This is a genomic window from Bacillus sp. FSL K6-2861 (assembly GCF_038630725.1).
Lineage (GTDB): Bacteria > Bacillota > Bacilli > Bacillales > Bacillaceae > Bacillus > Bacillus velezensis.
Map to the genome: position 1 here is coordinate 2408570 of NZ_CP152037.1, position 20845 is coordinate 2429414.

23 protein-coding genes and 1 riboswitch are annotated in these 20845 nt (G+C 45.9%); of the genes, 2 read left to right on the forward strand and 21 right to left on the reverse strand.

The features are described from left to right. Nucleotides 1-72: 72 nt before the first annotated feature. The 3 genes from NYE62_RS11890 to NYE62_RS11900 all read right to left on the reverse strand — a co-directional run bounded on the left by NYE62_RS11890 (nt 73) and on the right by NYE62_RS11900 (nt 3233). Entirely contained in the window at nt 73-1110 is a 1038-nt protein-coding gene (locus NYE62_RS11890; RefSeq protein WP_003153434.1) for an NAD(P)H-dependent glycerol-3-phosphate dehydrogenase, read from the reverse strand. Between the two features lie 17 nt (nt 1111-1127). After that, a complete protein-coding gene (gene engA / locus NYE62_RS11895) occupies nt 1128-2438 on the reverse strand; it encodes a ribosome-associated GTPase EngA (protein WP_003153433.1) in 1311 nt (436 codons plus the stop codon). Nucleotides 2439-2630: 192 nt separating this feature from the next. After that, nucleotides 2631-3233, reverse strand: coding sequence for a hypothetical protein (locus tag NYE62_RS11900; protein ID WP_053573269.1), 603 nt, complete (start codon nt 3231-3233; stop codon nt 2631-2633). 76 nt (nt 3234-3309) lie between these two features. Between NYE62_RS11900 and NYE62_RS11905 the strand changes: the two genes are divergently transcribed. Beyond that, nucleotides 3310-3441 carry a YpzI family protein gene (locus NYE62_RS11905; protein ID WP_003153429.1) on the forward strand — a complete coding sequence of 44 codons (132 nt, stop codon included), beginning with the start codon at nt 3310-3312 and terminating at the stop codon, nt 3439-3441. A 34-nt stretch (nt 3442-3475) separates the two neighbouring features. On the opposite strand, the gene fni is transcribed toward NYE62_RS11905, so the two are convergent. The 17 genes from fni to NYE62_RS11990 all read right to left on the reverse strand — a co-directional run bounded on the left by fni (nt 3476) and on the right by NYE62_RS11990 (nt 19315). After that, nucleotides 3476-4525, reverse strand: coding sequence for a type 2 isopentenyl-diphosphate Delta-isomerase (gene fni / locus NYE62_RS11910; protein ID WP_342496963.1), 1050 nt, complete (start codon nt 4523-4525; stop codon nt 3476-3478). Nucleotides 4526-4539: 14 nt separating this feature from the next. After that, entirely contained in the window at nt 4540-5688 is a 1149-nt protein-coding gene (gene rpsA, locus NYE62_RS11915; RefSeq protein WP_003153426.1) for a 30S ribosomal protein S1, read from the reverse strand. Between the two features lie 226 nt (nt 5689-5914). Further along, the gene (gene cmk, locus NYE62_RS11920) at nt 5915-6589 is read right to left on the reverse strand and encodes a (d)CMP kinase (protein WP_014305316.1); all 675 of its coding nucleotides are present in this window, start codon (nt 6587-6589) and stop codon (nt 5915-5917) included. Nucleotides 6590-6667: 78 nt separating this feature from the next. Beyond that, entirely contained in the window at nt 6668-6844 is a 177-nt protein-coding gene (locus NYE62_RS11925; RefSeq protein ID WP_186314442.1) for a YpfB family protein, read from the reverse strand. Nucleotides 6845-6890: 46 nt separating this feature from the next. Beyond that, nucleotides 6891-7547: a flagellar brake domain-containing protein gene (locus tag NYE62_RS11930; RefSeq protein ID WP_342496964.1), complete on the reverse strand. Its 657-nt coding sequence runs from the start codon at nt 7545-7547 to the stop codon at nt 6891-6893. A gap of 87 nt (nt 7548-7634) precedes the next feature. Next, nucleotides 7635-8984: a germination protein YpeB gene (ypeB, locus tag NYE62_RS11935; RefSeq protein WP_342496965.1), complete on the reverse strand. Its 1350-nt coding sequence runs from the start codon at nt 8982-8984 to the stop codon at nt 7635-7637. A gap of 24 nt (nt 8985-9008) precedes the next feature. After that, complete coding sequence (sleB, locus tag NYE62_RS11940; protein WP_064115478.1) at nt 9009-9878, reverse strand: spore cortex-lytic enzyme; 870 nt, start codon at nt 9876-9878, stop codon at nt 9009-9011. 130 nt (nt 9879-10008) lie between these two features. Next, the gene (gene prsW / locus NYE62_RS11945; protein ID WP_003153415.1) at nt 10009-10665 is read right to left on the reverse strand and encodes a glutamic-type intramembrane protease PrsW; all 657 of its coding nucleotides are present in this window, start codon (nt 10663-10665) and stop codon (nt 10009-10011) included. A 96-nt stretch (nt 10666-10761) separates the two neighbouring features. After that, nucleotides 10762-11745, reverse strand: a complete 984-nt coding sequence (locus tag NYE62_RS11950; protein WP_012117874.1) for a YpdA family putative bacillithiol disulfide reductase — start codon at nt 11743-11745, stop codon at nt 10762-10764. 105 nt (nt 11746-11850) lie between these two features. After that, on the reverse strand, nt 11851-13125 hold the full coding sequence (gudB, locus tag NYE62_RS11955; protein ID WP_003153413.1) for an NAD-specific glutamate dehydrogenase: 1275 nt from the start codon (nt 13123-13125) through the stop codon (nt 11851-11853). Between the two features lie 160 nt (nt 13126-13285). Next, entirely contained in the window at nt 13286-13870 is a 585-nt protein-coding gene (locus NYE62_RS11960) for a genetic competence negative regulator (protein WP_003153412.1), read from the reverse strand. A 151-nt stretch (nt 13871-14021) separates the two neighbouring features. Beyond that, on the reverse strand, nt 14022-14810 hold the full coding sequence (locus tag NYE62_RS11965; RefSeq protein WP_144664588.1) for a metallophosphoesterase: 789 nt from the start codon (nt 14808-14810) through the stop codon (nt 14022-14024). Nucleotides 14811-14896: 86 nt separating this feature from the next. Further along, on the reverse strand, nt 14897-15355 hold the full coding sequence (locus NYE62_RS11970; protein WP_144664587.1) for a YpbF family protein: 459 nt from the start codon (nt 15353-15355) through the stop codon (nt 14897-14899). A 68-nt stretch (nt 15356-15423) separates the two neighbouring features. Beyond that, nucleotides 15424-16194, reverse strand: coding sequence for a LysM peptidoglycan-binding domain-containing protein (locus NYE62_RS11975; RefSeq protein ID WP_082998688.1), 771 nt, complete (start codon nt 16192-16194; stop codon nt 15424-15426). Further along, nucleotides 16172-16759 carry a CPBP family intramembrane glutamic endopeptidase gene (locus NYE62_RS11980; protein ID WP_095352983.1) on the reverse strand — a complete coding sequence of 196 codons (588 nt, stop codon included), beginning with the start codon at nt 16757-16759 and terminating at the stop codon, nt 16172-16174. Before NYE62_RS11980 ends, NYE62_RS11975 begins: the two co-directional genes overlap by 23 nt. Nucleotides 16760-16773: 14 nt before the next feature. Further along, the gene (locus tag NYE62_RS11985; protein WP_095352982.1) at nt 16774-18264 is read right to left on the reverse strand and encodes an ATP-dependent DNA helicase RecQ; all 1491 of its coding nucleotides are present in this window, start codon (nt 18262-18264) and stop codon (nt 16774-16776) included. Then, entirely contained in the window at nt 18257-19315 is a 1059-nt protein-coding gene (locus NYE62_RS11990; protein ID WP_242750400.1) for a helix-turn-helix domain-containing protein, read from the reverse strand. The genes NYE62_RS11985 and NYE62_RS11990 overlap by 8 nt, the downstream gene beginning before the upstream one ends. 268 nt (nt 19316-19583) lie before the next feature. Here NYE62_RS11990 and NYE62_RS11995 point away from each other — a divergent pair, with 268 nt between their 5' ends. Further along, the gene (locus tag NYE62_RS11995) at nt 19584-19832 is read left to right on the forward strand and encodes a ferredoxin (RefSeq protein WP_003153403.1); all 249 of its coding nucleotides are present in this window, start codon (nt 19584-19586) and stop codon (nt 19830-19832) included. A 141-nt stretch (nt 19833-19973) separates the two neighbouring features. Here the strand turns inward: NYE62_RS11995 and NYE62_RS12000 are convergent, their stop codons facing one another. Next, nucleotides 19974-20546, reverse strand: a complete 573-nt coding sequence (locus NYE62_RS12000) for an ECF transporter S component (RefSeq protein ID WP_015417737.1) — start codon at nt 20544-20546, stop codon at nt 19974-19976. A 147-nt stretch (nt 20547-20693) separates the two neighbouring features. Further along, nucleotides 20694-20828: riboswitch (FMN riboswitch) on the reverse strand. Nucleotides 20829-20845 lie beyond the last annotated feature (17 nt).

Below are 20845 nucleotides of genomic sequence, written 5' to 3' on the forward strand. Positions count from 1 at the left end.
AAGCGATTTCAGCCGGAGAGTTCTGCGTTTTGGACTTTCGTCACTTCAGAATATGCTGACGGCATGTTATTGTCACTTCACCCGGTTTTCGAATGTGTTGACCAAGTCTTCCATCTCATGGGTTTTCACTCTGGCCATTAAGGATTCTACGGCCGTTTCTACCTTCTGCCCGTTAAATAATACTTGGTGAAGCGCCTCTGTGATCGGCATTTTCACTTGGTATTTTTGAGACAGCTGATACGCAGCTTTCGTCGTCCGCACGCCTTCAACAACCATCCCCATCTTATCCAGGACAGCTTCCAGCTTGTATCCTTTGCCGAGCAGGTTGCCGGCGCGCCAGTTTCGAGAATGAACGCTTGTACACGTCACGATTAAATCGCCTACGCCGGTCAGGCCGGAAAAGGTGAGCGGATTTCCGCCCATCTTTGTGCCGAGTCTGGCGATTTCAGCAAGACCTCGGGTGATTAAGGCCGCTTTTGCATTATCTCCGTATCCCAATCCGTCTGTAATCCCCGCTGCAAGAGCGATGATATTCTTTAACGCTCCCCCTATTTCAACACCGATCATATCCGGATTGGTATAGACGCGGAAATGCTGGTTCATGAATAAATCCTGAACCGCTTCTGCAGCCTTGATATTTTTTGAAGATGATGTAACAGTCGTCGGGTGTCTTAATCCGACTTCCTCAGCGTGGCTCGGCCCTGAAAGCACGACGATGTCTTTTCTGTACTCCTCAGGCAGCTCCTCTTCCATTAATTCTGAAATGCGGAGAAGCGAATCCGGCTCAATTCCCTTGCTGACATGAACAAAAATCGATTGTTTCGGGATGTACGGCAGAGCCTTTTTCAGCACTTCCCGAATGGCTTTTGTCGGAACTGCCACAATGATGAAGTCAGCTCCTTTTAAAGCCTCGCTTAAATCAGCTGTACCGATGATAGAACTTGATAGCTCCACCCCCGGCAGGTAATCTTTGTTTTCATGCAGTTCGTTGATTTGATCGATCAATTCGGCACGGTGTCCCCACATCATGACTTGATGTCCGTTATCAGCCAGCACTAAAGAAAGTGCAGTGCCCCAGCTTCCCGCTCCAAGCATTGCCACTTTTTTCATCTCTGTATCACACCTTTTTATTTTCTTGCTCTTGCAAATATTTTAATTGGCGTACCTTCAAATCCGAAAGCATCCCGGATTCGGTTTTCTAAAAAGCGTTCATAAGAAAAATGCATCAGTTCCGGATCGTTGACAAAAACAACGAAGCTCGGCGGCTTAACAGCGACTTGAGTCGCATAATAAATTTTCAGACGGGAGCCGTTGTGCGTCGGAGTCGGATTCATGGCGACCGCATCCATAATGACATCATTTAAGACATTTGTCTGTACGCGGAGAGAGTGGTTTTCACTCGCTTTAATAATCGCAGGCATGAGTGTATGAATCCGCTTTGTCGTCAGTGCCGACATAAACAGCACCGGCGCGTAATCGAGAAATTGGAAATGTTCCCGAATATTCTGTTCAAATTCTTTCATCGTGCGTTCGTCTTTATCAACGGCATCCCATTTGTTTACGATAATGACGACGGCTTTCCCGGCTTCATGGGCGTATCCGGCGATCCGCTTGTCCTGCTCAAGGATGCCTTCTTCTGCATTCAGCACAACGCCGACGACGTCTGAGCGGTCAATGGCTTTTAACGCCCGAAGCACACTGTATTTTTCTGTTGTTTCATATACTTTACCCTTTTTTCTCATTCCCGCCGTGTCAACGATTACAAATTCCTGCTGATTGTAGGTGAACGCCGTATCCACAGCGTCTCTAGTCGTTCCGGCTACGTTGCTCACGATAACCCGCTCTTCGCCGAGCATCGCATTGACAAGGGATGATTTTCCGACATTCGGGCGGCCGATCAGGCAGAATTGAACGACATCATCACTATACTTCGTCTCCGGAATGTTTTTAAAATGCTCGGCACAAGCATCGAGCAAATCTCCCAATCCTAAACCGTGTGTGCCCGAAATCGGATACGGTTCTCCAAAGCCGAGCGCATAAAAGTCATAGATGTTCGCTCTCATTTCGGTATTATCTAATTTATTTACGGCTAATACGACCGGTTTTTTCGTCCGGTACAGTATTTTTGCCACTTCTTCATCCGCAGACGTCACACCTTCGCGGCCGTTCACCATAAAGATGATCACATCAGCCTCGTCCATGGCGATTTCAGCCTGCTGGCGGATCTGTGTCAGAAACGGTTCGTCTCCGATATCAATTCCGCCCGTATCAATCAGGTTAAAATCATAATTCAGCCATTCCGCCGAACTGTATATCCGGTCCCGCGTCACTCCGGGGGTATCTTCTACTATTGAAATTCTTTCACCCGCAATCCGGTTAAAGATTGTAGATTTTCCCACATTCGGTCTTCCGACAATGGCTACGACAGGTTTACCCATAGTACCCTTCCTTTCAATCCAGCCGCTTACATTTTCACAAAAAATTGTTCAACCGGTTATTAAAAATCATCTTCGCTATGAAAAGAACCCTTCAAACAGAAGGGCTTAACTCATTTATTATATCAGTTTTCACTGAGATCACAATGTATTCTTCAAAATGTTTCGCATTCATGTAACAGTCTCCGTCTGTTTTCAAGACATTTTTGTCGCTCCTTTGCCCTGCTTTTTGCTTTTTTGGCTGATGCGCGCCGCAAGCTGTTCATATGTAGTCAGCCCGACGAGGAGAATCACTCCCGCCGAACAGCCTGAAAGCCATTGATAATCCCCGACGGCTGCCGCACCCGCAATGTTGCGGATGACCGCAGCATACAATAGCTCCCCCTGGCACATGCCGAGAACAAAAAGACAAAGCCTCTCAGGGAACCGCCCCTCAACGGAAAGCGTAATAACGGTAAGCAGTATAACCGCCGCCCATTCAGGTTTTATGATAAACCAAACAGGATCATATAATGCAAAAAGAAAAATAAAGCCGTACGCCGCAGACGCCGTCAGATGAATCACAATATTACGGAGCCGTTTATGCATGCCGAGGCTTCCCGCATAAACAAATGCCGCAGCAAAAAACATGACATATGCCGCATTCAGCGTAAAATAAGCCGTAATCTGATGTATGCTTGCCATCATATTAGTCAAAATAAAGACTGATACGTAAAAACGGCTTTTCGTTTTGGCAAAAATAAAAGTCGCAAGTATCCATAAAAACCACATTGACCAGTAATAATAAAACGGTTCCATAATCGCTCCTCCTCTGATCAGTATGGAGCGGGAACGCATTTTTTAAACCAATTATGCCTGAAAGGAGCGGATAAGGATGGGAAAAGACAGACAGGAGAAAAAACTGAAAGCCTCCCGCCGGGTGGAATCTGATCGCGATGATTCGATTCACCATAAAGGAGCGACAAGCCTTGAGCAGAACGGGGAATTCCGAAAAAGAAAATCGTAAAAAACAGAAAAAGGCATGCGGGTTCGCATGCCTTTTAACGTCTGCTGAAACGGGATGTGTCAATTCCCCGTTCAGAAAGCCAGTGATGTGTGTCACCTTTTATGACCAAAGGCGCCTTTTGCAATTGGGCAACCGATTGGCATCCGAGGGCGGTCATAATCATTTTCAGCTCTTGTAAAAGCGCCGTCATCTCGTCAAACAGGCCCTCTTCTCCTTTAGAGGTGAGAGCTTTCAGGAAAGTGCCCGCCATTCCCGCACTGGAAGCGCCGAGGGCAATTGATTTGGCGACATCCAGGGCACTTTGCAGCCCACCGGATGCGATAATTGATCGATCAGCGGAGAGCGAGTAGATTTCCGCTAAGCTTGCGGCAGTGGAAATTCCCCACGTATTAAAAAAATGAAGCGCCTTCTCTCTGCGCATATTTTCAATCTTAGAGAAATTCGTACCGCCGTATCCGCCGGCATCAACTGCTGCTGCGCCAGCATCAAATAACTGCCGTGCCGATTCCCTGCTCATTCCGAAGCCGACTTCTTTGACAAAAACGGGCACTCCCGCTTCCGCCGCAATCCGCTCAATGCGGCCGAGAGCGCCGGTAAAGCTTCTGTCACCCTCTGGCATGACGATCTCCTGAATCACATTTAAATGAATCTGGAGGGCATCTGCTTGAATCATATCAACTGCCCTTTTCGCCTGCTCGGCATCCGCCTCGCTGCCTAAATTGGCAAATATCAGCCCGTCCGGATTCTCTTTTCTGACGATCTCGTAAGAACACCGTTCGGAGGGATCTTTTAAAGCTGACATTTGCGAACCGACAGCCAGCGGCATGCCGGCTTTGCGCGCGGCTCTTGCCAGCGATCTGTTAATTTCGTATGTAAGTTGTCCGCCGCCGCCTGTCATCGCATTGATAAAAATCGGCGAACTGCTTGTGAGTCCGCCGATTTTCGTTGAGATATCCACTTTTTCCAATGCTAGGTTCGGTAGGCTGACATGAACAAACGTAATATCATCAAGCCCCGTTTCCCGGTTTTGGCCGGTAGACAGCGCATGATTTATATGTTCTCTTTTTCGTTCTGCTCGTGTCACGTTTTATCACCAATTTATTTTAATTTATTAAGCTTGTCTCCGATTAAATCGCCAAGCTGGAAGCCGGTGCTCGGCTCTTCTTTCGCCTGGTATTGGCGGAAGTCCTCCTGATCGGCTTTCGGCGCTTCTTCAAGCTCACGCATGCTTAAGGAAATGCGCTCTTCGCTTTCGTTCACGTCAAGCACTTTCACTTTAACAGTCTGTCCTTCTTCAAGCACTTCATGCGGCGTTCCGATATGTTTATTGGAAATTTGCGAAATGTGCACAAGTCCTTCCACGCCCGGAAGAATTTCAACGAAGGCGCCGAAGCTTACAAGGCGCTGCACTTTTCCTTCAAGCACATCTCCCTGTTTTACCTTTTCGCCGATCTGGCTCCAAGGTCCCGGCAGCGTTTCTTTAATAGATAAAGAAATACGTTCGTTATCGCGGTCTACGGACAGTACTTTCACTTTTACGTCCTGACCTTCTTCCACCACGTCAGACGGTTTTTCGACGTGTGAATGAGACAGCTGCGAAATATGAACAAGCCCGTCAATTCCGCCGATGTCGACAAATGCGCCGAAATCAGTCAGACGCTGCACTTTTCCTTCAAGCACGCTTCCAACCTCAAGTGTTTGGAGAAAATCATGCTTTTTGGCTGTCTGTTCTTTTTCCACTACAGCCCGGTGTGACAGAATCACCCGGTTTTTATCACGGTCGAGTTCAACGACGATAAGAGAGAGGGTTTTCCCTTTATAGTCAGTGAAATCCTCGACGAAATGAGCTTCGACAAGTGATGCGGGAATGAAGCCGCGAACGCCGATATCAACGACGAGACCGCCTTTCACCACATCTTTCACTTCAGCTTCAAACACTTCTTTTGTGTCGAATTTTTTTTCAAGGTCTTCCCAAGCGCGGTCAGCATCAACGGCACGTTTAGATAAAATCAAAGCATCGTCTTCCACTTTTGTTACTTTCAGGTCAAGCTCGTCGTCAACTTTTACGACATCCGATGCTTTCTCTACATGAAGACTTGATAATTCACTGATTGGAATGATTCCGGACTGTTTGACATTGACAATTTCGACATCTACATGCTTGTCCTCTACCTTTGTCACAATCCCTTTTACTACATCTCCAACCTCTGGCACTTGAACATCAATTTGATTCATTTCCTCTGTCATTTGAATAACCTCCTTGGTCCAAACCTACACAGCTTAATTAATACGGTTTGAAAGCTGAACATGTGAATGTCCGCTTTTCAGCCGAATATGTATTAAAGAATCATCCAAAAAGATTTTGAATGATCAATAAAAAGTTTTATTAGTATTAACTTCTAATAAATGGACTGGTTTGTCAAGCAATAACATCTTGTCTTTCGAAAAAAATTATAAAGCGCTCCGCCCGAAGTTAACGTGATTTCTGTTCGACGATCTCCAGAATTTTTCCTGCGACTTCGGCAATGCTGAGTGACGTCGTATCGATTTCAATCGCGTCTTCCGCTTTGCGCAGCGGGGAAACTTCCCTCTCTGAATCGAGTTTGTCGCGTCTGGCAATTTCTTCAATGAGCGTCTCGTAATTCACGTCATAGCCTTTTTTCTTATTCTCTTCATATCGGCGCTTCGCTCTTTCCTCTACGGACGCGAGCAGAAAAATTTTCACTTCGGCATCAGGCAGCACATGAGTACCGATATCACGGCCGTCCATGACGACACCGCCTTTTTGTCCGAGCTGCTGCTGTCTTTTGACCATTTCTTCTCTGACGCCTTTATGCTTGGCGGCGATTGATACTTGGTTGCTGACTTCGTCTTTACGGATTTCTTCTGTCACATCTTCTCCGTTTACCAGAACGATTTGTCCTTCCGGAGCGGATACAAGCTCAATTTCCGTACGCTTCAGCAGCTCTGTAAGCGCGGCTTCATCAGTTAAATCGGCATTCTGCTTGAGCGCCGTATATGTAATGGCACGATACATCGCTCCTGTATCAATGTACACATATGATTTTTTCTCAGCCACTATTTTAGCAACGGTGCTTTTTCCGGCAGCGGCCGGCCCGTCGATCGCAATTGATAATTTCTTGTCCATAATCTCTCTCCTTGCTCTTTACTCCTCTATGGATTGTATCATGAACTGCCGGAAAAGGGGCGAAAAAATTGAGCTGATTTACCGCTTTACCGTTTCAATCCATTCTTTTTTCTCCATTTTATCAACTCCCTCATATTTCACAGCTTTCGAAATATAAGGTTCAATAGGCTGATAATGAAGCAAGAACTGCACCGTGCCCAAAATGATAAGCTGAATGCAGACCAATTTGACCAGCAGACGTTCAAACGTTTTCATACACGCGCACCTCCATTATGATTAGTATGGAAAAGTGTGCTGCTGTTTATTCCGACAGACTGTTTCTTCTCTGCTGCAGCTGCGCGCGCATACAATATTGGAGTAAAAGCTGCTGTGAAGCGGGATCGATTTCTGCAAATTCAAGCGTCATTTTTTGTTTATCCGCCTTTTCATCATAAAAAATCCGCTGGGTAACAGCCTCGGCCGTAATATCGGCTGTATTTTCCTTGCCGGGAAGAGAAAATGAGACATACAGCTTTTCACCTGGTTCCGCGGAAATATGCTCAGGCATCACAACAGCGATTCCGCCGGCGCTGATATTAGAGGAAACCGTTTGGAAAGCGGTTTTTTCCGCTTCCATTTTGACGGATACATCCAATACTGCGTCTGCACGGACGTATCGGCGTCTTTGAATCCGCTTCATTTCCTCCTGAGGGGGGATGTCCAATCCGATCATCGGGATGGGGTCTTTTTTCTTTCCTTTGATTATGCTTTTAAATTGATACGGCACGCGGCCATTCCCCATAAATTCCGCTGTTATTTCCAATCCTTTATGCAAAAAGACCGTCCGTCCCGAATCCAGATCGACGGGATATGAGATGTGCAGTTCGCCGTTTTCAACGCTTACTGCTTTGCTCCTCGCTTTTTTGGGCTCATTGTTCTCTATGTATTCAATCCAAATATAATCTCCGACAGCTATCATGGGCCTTCACTCTTTCATTATTTATGCTTTTATTAAAGCATGTAACGAAAAAAAGGAAAAGACTTTTAGTCCTTTCCTCCTTTATTTTTATAGGTCTTTATATATAGGTTCTGCACTTTTTAACTTTTCTATTTTTTCCTCTTTTCCGTCGTCCGCATTAATGAACATTTGATACGTGTCTTTCCCGATCGTCCCGAGCATTTCGTAGCAAAGCACTTCCTGACCGAGCTCATTCGTGATCAGCGCCTGCCGGGTCTCCCGCACTTCAACATTTTTATTCAGCTTCGCTTTCGCTTCATCAGCTGACAAAGAGGGAGCCGGAATCGTTCTCGTGCGGTGCGCCGACAGGTAATCACGCGCGGAAAAACCGACGACTTCACCATCATCCAGCGCCACTTTCATTCGGATGGCTTCCGGATAAATGCGGACGTTTTTCTCCACGGGAATAAAAGAAAAGACGCCGATGTTATTATATTGCGCGCTTTCATCAATTTCGAGACCTTTTGTTTCATATCCGTTTTTCTTTAAAAACGCGACAGCCCGGTTAGATGCTTCATTGAGGCTGATCTTTTGTTTCTTCACGGCCCGTTTTTGAATCAAATAGACAGGATGTCCCCCTTTTTGGGTAATATCCATATAGATAAAAGATTTGTTGTCGGCGTCTTTCATGCGGATGCTGTATACGTCCCGATTCGTTTTCCTGCCGCTTTTGACCACTTTAATTGAATAATTATGATCAGGCGCAAACCGTTGCGCGATTTTGACCGCTTCTTTTTCCGTAATTTGTTTTCCTTTCAGATGCGTAAAACCTTTTTGTTCTGTATTTGCTCCTGTAAATGTGGGGCTGATGCTGTCTTCAGAAAAAGCGCCTACATTTTTTTCGACTGTTTTAAAGCTGTCGACGATCGTATTATCGCTTTGTTTTTTGTCAGAGGCGAGCGCCATCTCAACATCCATCCACCGTAAATTTTTGCTCATGACGAGATGCTGAACGCTGCGGAGCTGGTTTTGAATGTTCTCCGCCTGTTTGTACAGGCTGTTCAGTGTTGTATATTCTTTCTTATCAAGCGGTTTTTGGTCTAAATCCCGGACGGATGTTTTATAGCTGAAATCTCCTATGTTGGATAAAAACTCCTCCGTCTTATTAAAAGGCATGAGAGTCAGGGGCAGCTGGCTCACATTGTTATGAGCTTCAGATGTTATTCTCCATACATCAATGAGCGCCGGAGACAGAGATTTTTTACTGTTCATCGCAAGCGTCGTCCCGATTTTGTCGTGAAGCTGATCTACATGGTACGTTAATTCATGAAAAGCCCTCTGATAATTATTTTCCGCATGCAGAAGGACCGCATCTTTTTCCTGATGCTCTTTATATCCCCAATATCCGGTTGCGGCGATCGCGACACCGAGAACAGCGATAATGATTCCTCTAATCATGTTAACACCTCATTTTGCGTACTTTTACTCACAGAAAATGTGTTTTCCGATTCTTTTTATCTGCGGACGTCCCCAAATCCATTTGCTTGTCGCCGTATCAGGATTAAAATAATAAATTGCGTTTTCAGAAGGATCCCAGCCGTTGATCGCATCAAGAACCGCTTCTTTTGCTCTTTCATTCGGCTGCATATATATTTGGCCGTCGGCAACGGCGGTAAACGCGAGCGGTTCGAAAATGACGCCGGCCACCGTATTCGGAAATAACGGGCTTTTAATACGGTTTAAAATAACCGCGGCGATGGCAACCTGCCCTTCAAACGGCTCACCGCGCGCTTCCCCGTACACAGCCTGTGCCAGAAGATTGATGTCGTTGTTTGAGAAACCGCCAGGCATATTGGCCGCTGTCGTATTTTGCTTTTGATTTGACTGACCGCCTTTATTGTTTTGCGGCTTTTGAGCAGGCTTATTCGTTCCCGCCGGCTTCTGCGTTCCGGCCCTCGGTTTTGTTTGGTTTTCCAATGGGACGTTGCCATAATGAGTGAACGTATTCCCTTTTTGGATCTGCTCCATTACATATTCACGGTAATATTTTGATTTTGAAATCAGCACCTGTTTGGTTTTCGCGCCGACGAGGCCGTCAACCGGTTTCATGCCGAATTTCTCCTGAAAATTTCTCACGGCCCAGTATGTGGTCCAGCCGTAAACACCATCGATTTTCCCGTTATAAAATCCGTTATATTGAAGACGGGCCTGCAATTCTATAACATCATCACCCGTCGCGCCTCTTTGAATCACTTGATTTGAAAACGCATGAACCGTTTCATGATGATCGAAGAAAGCAGCGGCGAAAGAAAATAGAATGAGACATGCCATAAAGGCTCCTTTGCACTTCATCTCTTCAAGCCTCCTACTGCAAAATTTAAAGTGTACCCGTATTGTCTGTCACGAGGTTATTTTTATGCACGTTTCCTTCTTATCCCCTGTCAAGGCATAAAAAAGAAACCGCACGCGACGCGCGGTTTCTTCACACTTGGATCATATTGACGGAGCGTGCTTTTTTTGCCTTTCGCAGCCCGAACCACCATAAAAACAGCATAAACGGCAGCATATAATATACCCAATGATTGAGGGCGGTAAGAATAAAATCGTAAGAACCGTGCAGACATGAAGGCACGGCCAGCGAAATCACAAGCCATTTGACACGGGCTTTTTTCTGCGAAAAGCGGGCTTTTCCGAGATAAAATCCCATAATCACTCCGATCAGCGCATGGCAGGAGACCGGCAGAAGCGCCCTGATGAAAGCATGCTCAACGCCGTGGCCGAATAGATACAGAATATTTTCAAGCGTGGCAAATCCTAAAGACACACTGGCCCCGTAAACGATTCCGTCATAATGCTCATCAAAATGAGCATGCGGATACACACTGATCATCAGAACGAACCATTTCACCGATTCTTCCAGAAATCCCGAAGACAAAAACGAAACGAAAAAGCTTCCTCCCCCCACATGCTCTTTTTCAAGAACATATTGGATAAACATGGTCGGAAACACAAGGACAACCCCGAGAAAAAAAGACCTCAGCACCATATGTACGGGTTCATTGTCATACTGATCTTTTAAATAAAAATAGCTTAACAGCGCAATGCCGGGAGCAATTCCTGCAGAGATGATTGCAAACATCAGGCAACCTCTTTCCTTTATATTCCTATATCTATCGTACCATGTTGTTCATACTTTTACATCTTTCAATTTTTTTAAAAAAGAGCATATGAATGATCATATGCTCTCTGCACCCAGCCGTTTTGATATTTCGTTTGCGATCAAGCCGCCGTGAAAACGGCCGTTCTCGATAAAAATTTCGTTGGCGTTATTTCCAGCCGCAATGACTCCGGCGATAAAAACACCGTCAACATTTGTTTCCATCGTTTCTTCCCGGAAAAACGGCCGGCCTGATTCCGCATCAATCCGCACACCGATTTTTTCGAGGAAACCGTGATCGGGATGGTATCCCGTCATGGCAAATACGAAATCGTTTTTCAGCCGGACCGTCTCATTTCGGCCGGAGCGGAAAATGATTTCATCTTCCGTCACTTCTTCAAGACAAGCGCCGAATTCCATCCGGATTGTGCCGTTTCTGACGAGGGCCTCAAACTCAGGCAGAATCCACGGCTTGATGCTCGGGGAGTACTCATGTCCTCTGTAGAGCACCGTGACGCGCGCACCGGACTTCACGAGTTCCAAAGCCGCGTCCACACTTGAGTTTTTCCCGCCGATCACAGCAACATCTTTATCAAAATAAGGATGGCCTTCTTTAAAGTAATGAAATACCTTAGGAAGCCCTTCACCCGGTATGTTCATATAATTCGGATGATCATAATATCCTGTCGCAATGATACAAAACGGAGTGAGGTAGCGGTCTTTTGATGTTTCTACAAGAAAACGGCCGTCTTCCTGTTTCGTTACGCGCTCCACCGTTTCAAAGGCGTTTACGCGCAGCTCTTTTCTTCTGACAACCTCTCTGTAGTAAGAGAGAGCCTGTATTCGGACCGGTTTTCTGTTTTCCGTAATAAAGGCGACATCGCCGATCTCCAATTTTTCACTTGAACTGAAAAAAGTTTGGTGGGTCGGATAGTTATAAATGCTGTTTACGACATTCCCTTTTTCGATCACAAGCGCGTTCACGCCAATTTGCTTCAGATGTATAGCCGCCGATAATCCGCAAGGACCTCCGCCTATTATAATTGCTTTTTCTTCTGTCATGTCCTTCAACTCCTGCGATTGGCATTTCCATCATAAGTTTCCACTCATATAAAAAATCTCCTATATTATCATAGGAGATTTTTTTTGTTTATGCAAACGATTGGTTTATATCCAGCCTCTGAAACGCGAAGCCTCCGCCATTTTCCGCACGCCGACCATGTAAGCCGCAAGCCTCATGTCAATCCGGCGGTTTTGGGACATTTCATAAATATTATTAAACGATTTTATCATCATATTTTCCAGTTTTTCCTCGACTTCTTCTTCACTCCAGTAGAAGCCTTGGTTGTTTTGAACCCATTCGAAATAAGAAACCGTTACACCGCCGGCGCTCGCCAGAACATCGGGAACCAGCAGCGTTCCTTTGTCTGTCAGGATTTTCGTTCCTTCCAGTGTCGTCGGTCCGTTTGCCGCTTCTACAACGATTTTCGCTTTGATGCGGTCAGCGTTCTCTTCTGTAATTTGGTTTTCGATCGCCGCCGGGACAAGTATATCACAGTCCAGCTCAAGCAGCTCCTGATTCGTAATGGTGTCATTGAAAAGCTTCGTCACCGTTCCGAAGCTGTCTCTGCGGTCAAGCAGATAATCAATATCAAGACCGTCCGGATCGTAAAGGCCTCCGTACGCGTCAGAAATTCCGACAACTTTCGCGCCGGCGTCATGCATAAACTTGGCCAGATAGCTGCCCGCGTTTCCGAAACCTTGTACGACGACGCGCGCGTTCTGAATATCGAGACCTTTTTTCTTGGCCGCTTCTTTTATGCAGATGGTGACGCCTTTTGCCGTCGCTGATTCCCTGCCGTGGGATCCGCCGAGTACAAGCGGTTTTCCCGTAATAAAGCCGGGTGAGTTAAATTCATCAATTCTTGAATATTCATCCATCATCCAAGCCATAATCTGTGAGTTTGTAAATACGTCAGGTGCCGGGACGTCTTTAGTCGGTCCGACAATCTGACTGATTGCTCTGACATATCCCCTGCTCAGCCTTTCAAGCTCTCTGAATGACATATTTCTCGGATCACAAACAATTCCGCCTTTACCACCGCCATAAGGAAGATCAATAATTCCGCATTTTAAACTCATCCAGATGGAAAGTGCTTTCACCTCTTTTTCAGTTACATTCGGGTGAAAACGAATGCCGCCTTTTGTCGGACCTACGGAATCATTGTGCTGCGCACGATAGCCTGTAAATATTTTCACAGACCCGTCATCCATCCGAACAGGAATTTTAACCGTTAATAATCTGAGCGGCTCTTTCAGCAGTTCATACACTTCTTCTGGATACCCCAATTTTTCCAGAGCTTTATGTATTACGGTTTGGGTTGATTTTAATACATCATGTTTGTCTTCTTCATTATGACCGGTGAATCGATCGGCTGCCATTTGAGTTAACCTCCTAAAATCTTCTGTTTCTCTCATGCTCCCTTTCAGTGACTAGTATACACCTTCAATATCTCCGTGCATAGAAGAAAGACAATGATTTTTCCATTATTTCGCTTAAAAAAAGACGGCCGCTGAAAACAGCTGCCGTTTCAAATCTTTTTTATGAAAAATGTTTCTGGATGGTCTCCACAGCATTGCCGTCCATGATGAGTTTTCCGTACTCATGGAGCCTGTAAATCGTAATCGTCGCCGGGTGTCCGTATTCAGCCAGCACCGCGATGACGCCTTCGGCGGAACGGGAGCCGAGGTCTTCAAGGCTTACATAGTATTGGTTCTCATAGTGGTAGACGGTGCCGCCGGTAATCCCGATTCGGTGAAGGCTTCCGGCAAGCTGAATGATATCTTCAAACGAATGGAACTGATAAATAATATCCGGACTTTCGTCAAGTTTGACCTGCATCTCGATATAATCATCGTCATATTCGTCATCTTCTGCGTCCGCGTCATGATTTTTCGTTACAATCACAACCATGCCTTGTGCCTGAAGAGAATATACTTCCACCGCGATCGGACCATTCGCTTCAAAGCCGAGCTCTGTATTTGCTTCATTCATCATATCTTTAAATAACTGGTGGACTTTAAACGAGTCCTTCCAGAGGTCTTCTTTTGTCAGTCCCCGATCAGTCAGATCGTCGAGGGTTAAAAAGATTTTAATCTTATTATAGTTCAGACGCTCAAGCCGCATAATGTTCCCTCCTGCCTCTTCTTGCACACAAATCATATAACACAGTATATGAATAAATGAGTCATAGGTTCTTAATTTGTTATCAGTTTACACCGTGTACAGCGGGAAGACAAGCAGAATGCCGTTTTTTATCACCGCGGCCGGGTTTGTTTCAGGAAGACGGCTCATCCGGTCCGCACAGTGTAATCATATGCGTCTCCGGTTTCGCCCCGAGCCTCAGCGGAACTTTTGTCGTCCCGTAGCCGTTGCTGATCAGGTAATGCGCTTTTTTTACCGTTCCCGTCCCGCCCAATTCGTACGGCCCGAACCGGCCGAAACGGATTTGGCCGCCATGCGTATGGCCGCTGAACACAGCGTCAATCCCGTCTGACTCCCTCATCTGCTCATGAATGTCCGGGTTATGGCAAAGCAGGAGGTTTACTTTGTCAGCATCCGTATATCTGATTGCAGCATCGTAATCATCCATCATCATCCTGATATCATCCACGCCGCAGATCGTAACGGTTTCTCCTTTATAAGCAAACTGAAACGATTCATTTCTCAGCGGGATCACTTTATATGCCCGTAAAAGAGAGAGCAGTTTTTGCTGGCTGACCTCGTAATCGTTATTCCCCCACACATACATGACAGGCGCAAGAGCCGTCAGACGTTTGATGTTTTCTTCAATTCTGGCGTAAGGAACTCCGCCCTCCGCCAAATCACCGCCGAGCAAAACGGCATCCGGCTTATAACCTGCCGCTTCGCGGAGAAGCTTTTCATCAATTAAACGGCGGTGCACGTCAGATATAAAGAAGATGGTGAGCGGCTTCATCCCCTTCATTTTATCAAGCGTAAATGTATGTGTTTTCAGATGGCTGCCGTTTGCCGTTTTGTACATAACGGCCGCCATAACCGCAGCCGCTCCCGCCAATGAGCCGAGAATTCCCGCTGTAAGCTTCATAAACGCACTCTCCATTCTGTCATTGTCTTATATTAGACGGACAAACAAAAAAAGACGTTTCTATCCTTTCCGGAAAACGCCTCATTTTATTTGCTTTCAAAATAAAGATTGATATCATACCGATGTTTCATCAAGTGAAAAACAGATTCTCTCGCCCTCCATTTTTCAGGCTGGGGCCATAAATCCGTGCTTTTTTGGATAATTTCACATCTCAGTTTATGAAATTCACCCTCAGCTTTTTCTTCCTTTTTTTTAAAATAATAAGAAGTGCAATACGCAAAAGCGGAAGCCATAATCCAGCACAAGTAAACCGTATGGCCTAATATTTCCTGCAGAATCAGCTGCGGAGAGGCTTGGGGGGCACTAAAGCTTTTAAACATCAGCAGTATGCACATCAGGGAAAAACAAACGAGGGACGCCCACTGCCATCTTCGGCATTGTGCGGCATAATTTTCGTATTTTAATTTCCGTTTCACCAGCGCCTGAAGCATTTGTTTCGTCGGTCCGTCAGCAAATCGGTCTAATTGCTTCCATAAAGAATCCATGCGCTTCACACCTTGTCCGTTTTCATTGGTACACTATATGAAAAACGCGGTGAAAACATGCATTTATTTTAATCAGACAGCGGAATGTTCAGAACCTGGCCGGTGTACACGTCGTTTCCGTTTAATCCGTTGTAGCTGCGGATTTTTTCTTCGCCCGCCCGGCTTTTATAATATTTCATTGAAATGCGGTAAAGTGTTTCTTTCGGCTGTACAGTATGCTGTACGGTCCGCACATTTTTCGGGACAGTCCCGGCTTGATCACTCGCGGCAGCCGGAGCTGCTTTTTCACGGACAGCCGGCGGAGACTGCTGTTTTGTCTCCGCGTATTCGGTGTCTGTCGGCTTTACTTGTTTTTCTGAGGGCGTTTCCGTTTTTTTAGGTGTTTTTTCACTTGGTTTTTCTTTCGTTTTTTCAGGTGCAGCCGCTTCTTTCTTATCTTTGTCGTCAGACTTTTTTTTCGGTTGTTCTAAAAGAGCAGTTTCTGACGTTTCTTTCTGAGCGCCTTTCGGAATAACGGCAGGCGCGCTTTCACTGTGGTCTATGAAGACATCTTCATAGTCCTTCGGGTCAAATCTGCTGCTGTTCGTCATATAAAGAAGACCGAAAAAGACACCGATTGTTACGATAATGAACAGGACGGTCAGAAAAGTGAACAGCGGCGTTTTTGTTTTGGTTTTTTCCTTCACCTGCTCTTCCTTTTTTTTACGCTCCTCTTTTACAGATTGTCTTGTCGGGAGGCTGTCTTCAAGATATTCAATTTGTTCATCCGCGGCCGCGGCAACCTGCTGCTCGGCACGCAGCTGAGCTTTTCTTCTTTCAACTCTTGACATTTCCGTCATGCAAACCCCTCCTAACATATTGAAAACGGATCTGACAGGCAAATACCGCATCAATAATAAAATGCGCTGTAACCGGAACGAATAAATTGCCGGTCCATTCATAGATAAGCCCCAGCAAAAGACTGATACCCGCAACCATCATAAACAGAAGCCACTTCGCCAAGTATCTGAAATGAAGCACGGTAAAAATGAAGCTGGCGGCCCATAAGCCGATATGTGTCTGCAGAACGCCTCTGAACAAAATCTCTTCGCTGAACGAAATGAGGAGCGTCAAAAACAAAATATGCAGCACCGGCCTGTTCTTAAAAAGGAATACATTAATGCCGCCGTCATCATATAAATGCGAAGGACACCATTTCATCACCGCCAGATCGGCAAAAATGACAAGGACGGCAAGAGTTACACCGTACCATATGATATTATCGTCACGTATATGCCACAGCTTTAAAAAATCGTGAATGTCGGTAAAAAAGAAAAAGCCGATAACAGCTGAAACCGCCAATATGAGCAATTGGGTGGCGTACAGCTGCATCACAATCTCCCGGTCTGAGAGCTGCCGGATCAATTCGCTTTGCCGTCTCAGCTGAACTCACCCGCAGACTCTGATCCGAAAATCCGGCCTAATTCCAGCTTCCAATCTTCAAACCGTTCCATATTTTTACGTTCTCCTTTTTGCTCGTACGGAGCCAGATCAAGTCCGCAGCTGCTGCAGCATTGTCCGGTTTGACCATCAGGCTCATACGGTTCATCAAAATAAGACAGCAGCGCTTCTCTTATACATTCTTTCCGCTCTAATAACGCCGAAAAACGATTCATTTTACGCAGCTTCTTTTCCACGCGGTATGTCAGTTCTTCCTGCAGCTGGTCTTTTGTGGTTTTTCCTTGCAGATACAGATGGACGGCCGTTCGCGCCTGTGTTTCCTGGACGCCCTTATTGATCAGAACGTCCCGAAGCTTTCGCTCATCACTCGTACCGGCATCCCGTATGACGGCCAGAATGCCTTCCAGGTCATAATCAGACAGGCTTTCTGTCTGAATAATCTGCTGCTGAAGCTCGGTATCGCCGGGCGCCCTCAGCAAAATACTGACACTCGGGCTGCCGTCGCGTCCCGCTCTGCCGATTTCCTGCATAAAGGCCTCGGCCGTTTGGGGAGGATAAAAGTGAATGACAAAGCGGATATCTGACTTATCCACACCCATGCCGAACGCATTGGTGCAGCAGATGCAATCAAGCTGGTTATGGATAAATTGCTGCTGGATTAAAATCCTGTCGCCTGTATCCATTCCGCCGTGATAATAATCCGTCCGCTTTCCCGTTTTTTCGTTCAGCTCAGCCGCAAGCTCTTCCGCCCATTTTCTGGTCGGACAATATATGATACCCGGGCCTTCAAGCTTTTCGGCAAGCTCCGTGAGCCTGCTTATTTTTTCGGCATTATCAGCCAAATGTTCTGCCGCCAGGAGAATATTCGGCCGGTTGACTGAATAAAGATGACGCACCGCATGCTCAAGTCCGAGCACATCCGTCACGTCTCTGAGCGTTTCTTTTGTCGCTGTTGCGGTCAGCGCCAATACAGGCGGCTTTCCGAGTGCCTGCCTGAAAGGTCCGAGCTTCGAGTAATCAGGCCTGAAATCATGTCCCCATTCTGATATGCAATGAGCCTCATCAATAACAAATAAACTGACCGGGACGTTTTTCAAGCGGTTCAGTACATAAGGTGAAGAAAGGGCTTCAGGAGACATATAGAGAAATTTATACCGGCTGATGTTGCTGAGGATAAAATGCCGCTCTGCGGAATTCAGCATGCTGTTTAATGCCGCAACCCGCTTTTCCCCTTTCGCTTTCAGCTGCTGCACCTGATCTTCCATTAATGAAAGGAGCGGCGAAATAATCAGCACCAGCCCGTCCATCATGTAACCCGGGAGCTGATAGCATAATGATTTTCCCCCGCCGGTCGGAAGCATGGCGATCGTATCTTTTTTTTGGAGCACGCTAGTCATAATCTCTTCCTGCCCTTTTTTAAAGGAATGCAAACCAAAATACCTGGATAAAGCTTTATGCAGCTCAGTCATGCTGATTCACCGTCTTTGCCAGCGCCAGCCTGATCTGAAAATAGCTGAAGCGCATCTGCATTCCTTCGCGAATCCGTTTAATTTTATTCGTTTGATGCTGTTTTGCAAATGCCGTTATCATACGCTGTTCCTCTTCAGAAAGATACTGTTCTGTAAAAAATGCAGGCTGATGCAATGATATTTCTACGATATGATCTTCGATTGTGGCGGTTTTTAAATTTCTGACCGCGGCGATCCGTTCAATCGGAAACCCTTTTTCCAACAGCTCAAAGGTTTTTCTGGCAGACTGTGTCAGCGCGCTTTCCGCCTGCAGATCGGACAACAGCTCGCGCAGAGCGGGATATGCACATTGCGGAAGCGATTGAATAACATAATGTACCGCTCCCCAAAACTGGACGGACACATACCATTCATCTTTGTTCAGCTGGAGAGCAAGCTGCTTATTCGTTTTACCGATTCTGTTGAATGAAGTTAAAGAATAGACAAAAATAAGCGCCTGCCGTTCACTTACGCCTTGCAGAAGGTGAAACAGCGTCTCATGCATTTGGACGGAGAGCTCTTTAGCGTCTATGTTTTTCTGCATGAACCGTTTGACCCATCTCAGCGTCTGCACATCGTTTGTAACCGGGATATATTGATTACATTGATGCTCTTTGTTTGACAGGACTTGAATGAGCAGGGAAAGCCGCCTCCACAGGGTAACAGCAGGCGTTTGATAATTCGCGCCGTGGCAGTGCTTCGGCCAAGGCCGCTCGGCAAACGCCCGTTCAAGCTTTTGAACGCCGCGCGCAGTCACTTTCCACGTTCCCTCTTCTTTTCCGGCTGTAATGTATGAGTTCTCGGTGAGTTTATGCAAAGAAGCCGCAATATCGCCGCGTTCACAATGTGAAGCCATGCCGAAATATTTAGCGATCTGAAATAAGCCGGCATCCTGAATGGTTTGAGACGACTTTTTTCCTTTTAATAAATGAAACACAGCACTCGGAGTCCGTTCGCCGTCTATTTTGTCCAGACAGTCGAGAACCACGGTATCAAAGTAGTTTATCGCCAATCTAAACACACCTACATTTCTTCTGTGACAAGTTTCGTTTTTTGGTTCTTTTTATTTTAACAGATTTTCATATAAATTTGACGTTTAAAGTCATCTTTTAGGGGGAAGTGCTAAAGAGAATCCCTTATGTGATAAGCATTCTCAATCATTTTTCTGTTGAAATTTGACACTAACATCATTACAATAAGTAAGAGGAATAGGTGTTATATTTAAAAATATATAAGGTAAACCATTTGTTCCAACACGAACAATCTGGGAGGTTTTATTCATGGCAAAGTACACAATTGTAGATAAAGATACGTGTATTGCATGCGGCGCCTGCGGAGCTGCGGCACCAGACATTTATGATTATGATGATGAAGGCATTGCGTTCGTTACGCTTGACGAAAATAAAGGCGTCGTCGAAGTTCCGGAAGTTCTGGAAGAAGATATGATTGACGCATTTGAAGGATGCCCTACTGATTCAATCAAAGTTGCGGATGAACCGTTCGAAGGCGACCCGCTGAAATACGAATAAAAAAGCCCTCCCCGTGAGAGGAGCTTTTTCGTCCTGAATAAGACTCCGGCTGTTATCGGCCGGAGTCTTATTTTTTTTGCGTGATCAAACAATCAAAAAAGCGCCCGGTCTGTGTTTTACAGAGCGGGCGCTTTGGAGTGGTTATTGTGTCTGGATGCTGCGTTTTTGTTCAATCCAAGGTTTCAGCTTCGTAAAGATGAACGTAAAGACAATGGTGATGATAACACCTTTTACAATGTTAAACGGCAGAATTCCTGCCACAACCGCCGTTTTTAACTGGCTGTTTGACAATGCCGGTGAATGTAAAAACCAAGTATACGCGGGCAGGATAAGAATATAGTTCAAAATACTCATCAATACGGTCATCGCCGCGGTTCCAGCCAGCAGACTCACTGCAAGCCCTTTTGTCGAATTGAGCTTTTTAAACATAAACGCCGTCGGCAGAATAAACAGCGTTCCCGCGATAAAATTGGCTGCCTGCCCGACAGGCACGCCGGCCATGCTTCCTTGAATGATATACTGCAGAATATTTTTAATCGCTTCAACCGCAATTCCCGCCGCAGGCCCGTAAACCAAAATGGCGATAATTGCAGGAACGTCACTGAAATCAATTTTCAAATAATCCGGCAGACCCGGAAACGGGAAATTTAACAGCATAAGCACAAAAGCAATACTGCTAAGCATACTGATGACAACTAATTTTTTTACTTTCACAATGCTCTCTCCTTTTCGATCAAATCTCTCGAAAAGAGGAAAGGTTCTTTTGCGCCCCAATAAAAAAACCGCTTTTGTTAAAAAGCGGGAGCTTACTAAGGCTTGGCAAAGAAACGTTTGATATAAGCATCAAAACGTCTGCTGAACCTCCATCTTCTCCCATCCAGACTATACTGTCGGCTCCGGAATCTCACCGGATCCTGCCGCCGAAGCAGCTCGCGGGCTTAGAGCATGATGCTCATCACCGCCGGTAGGGAATTTCACCCTGCCCCGAAGATTGATCTTATGAATTTATTCAC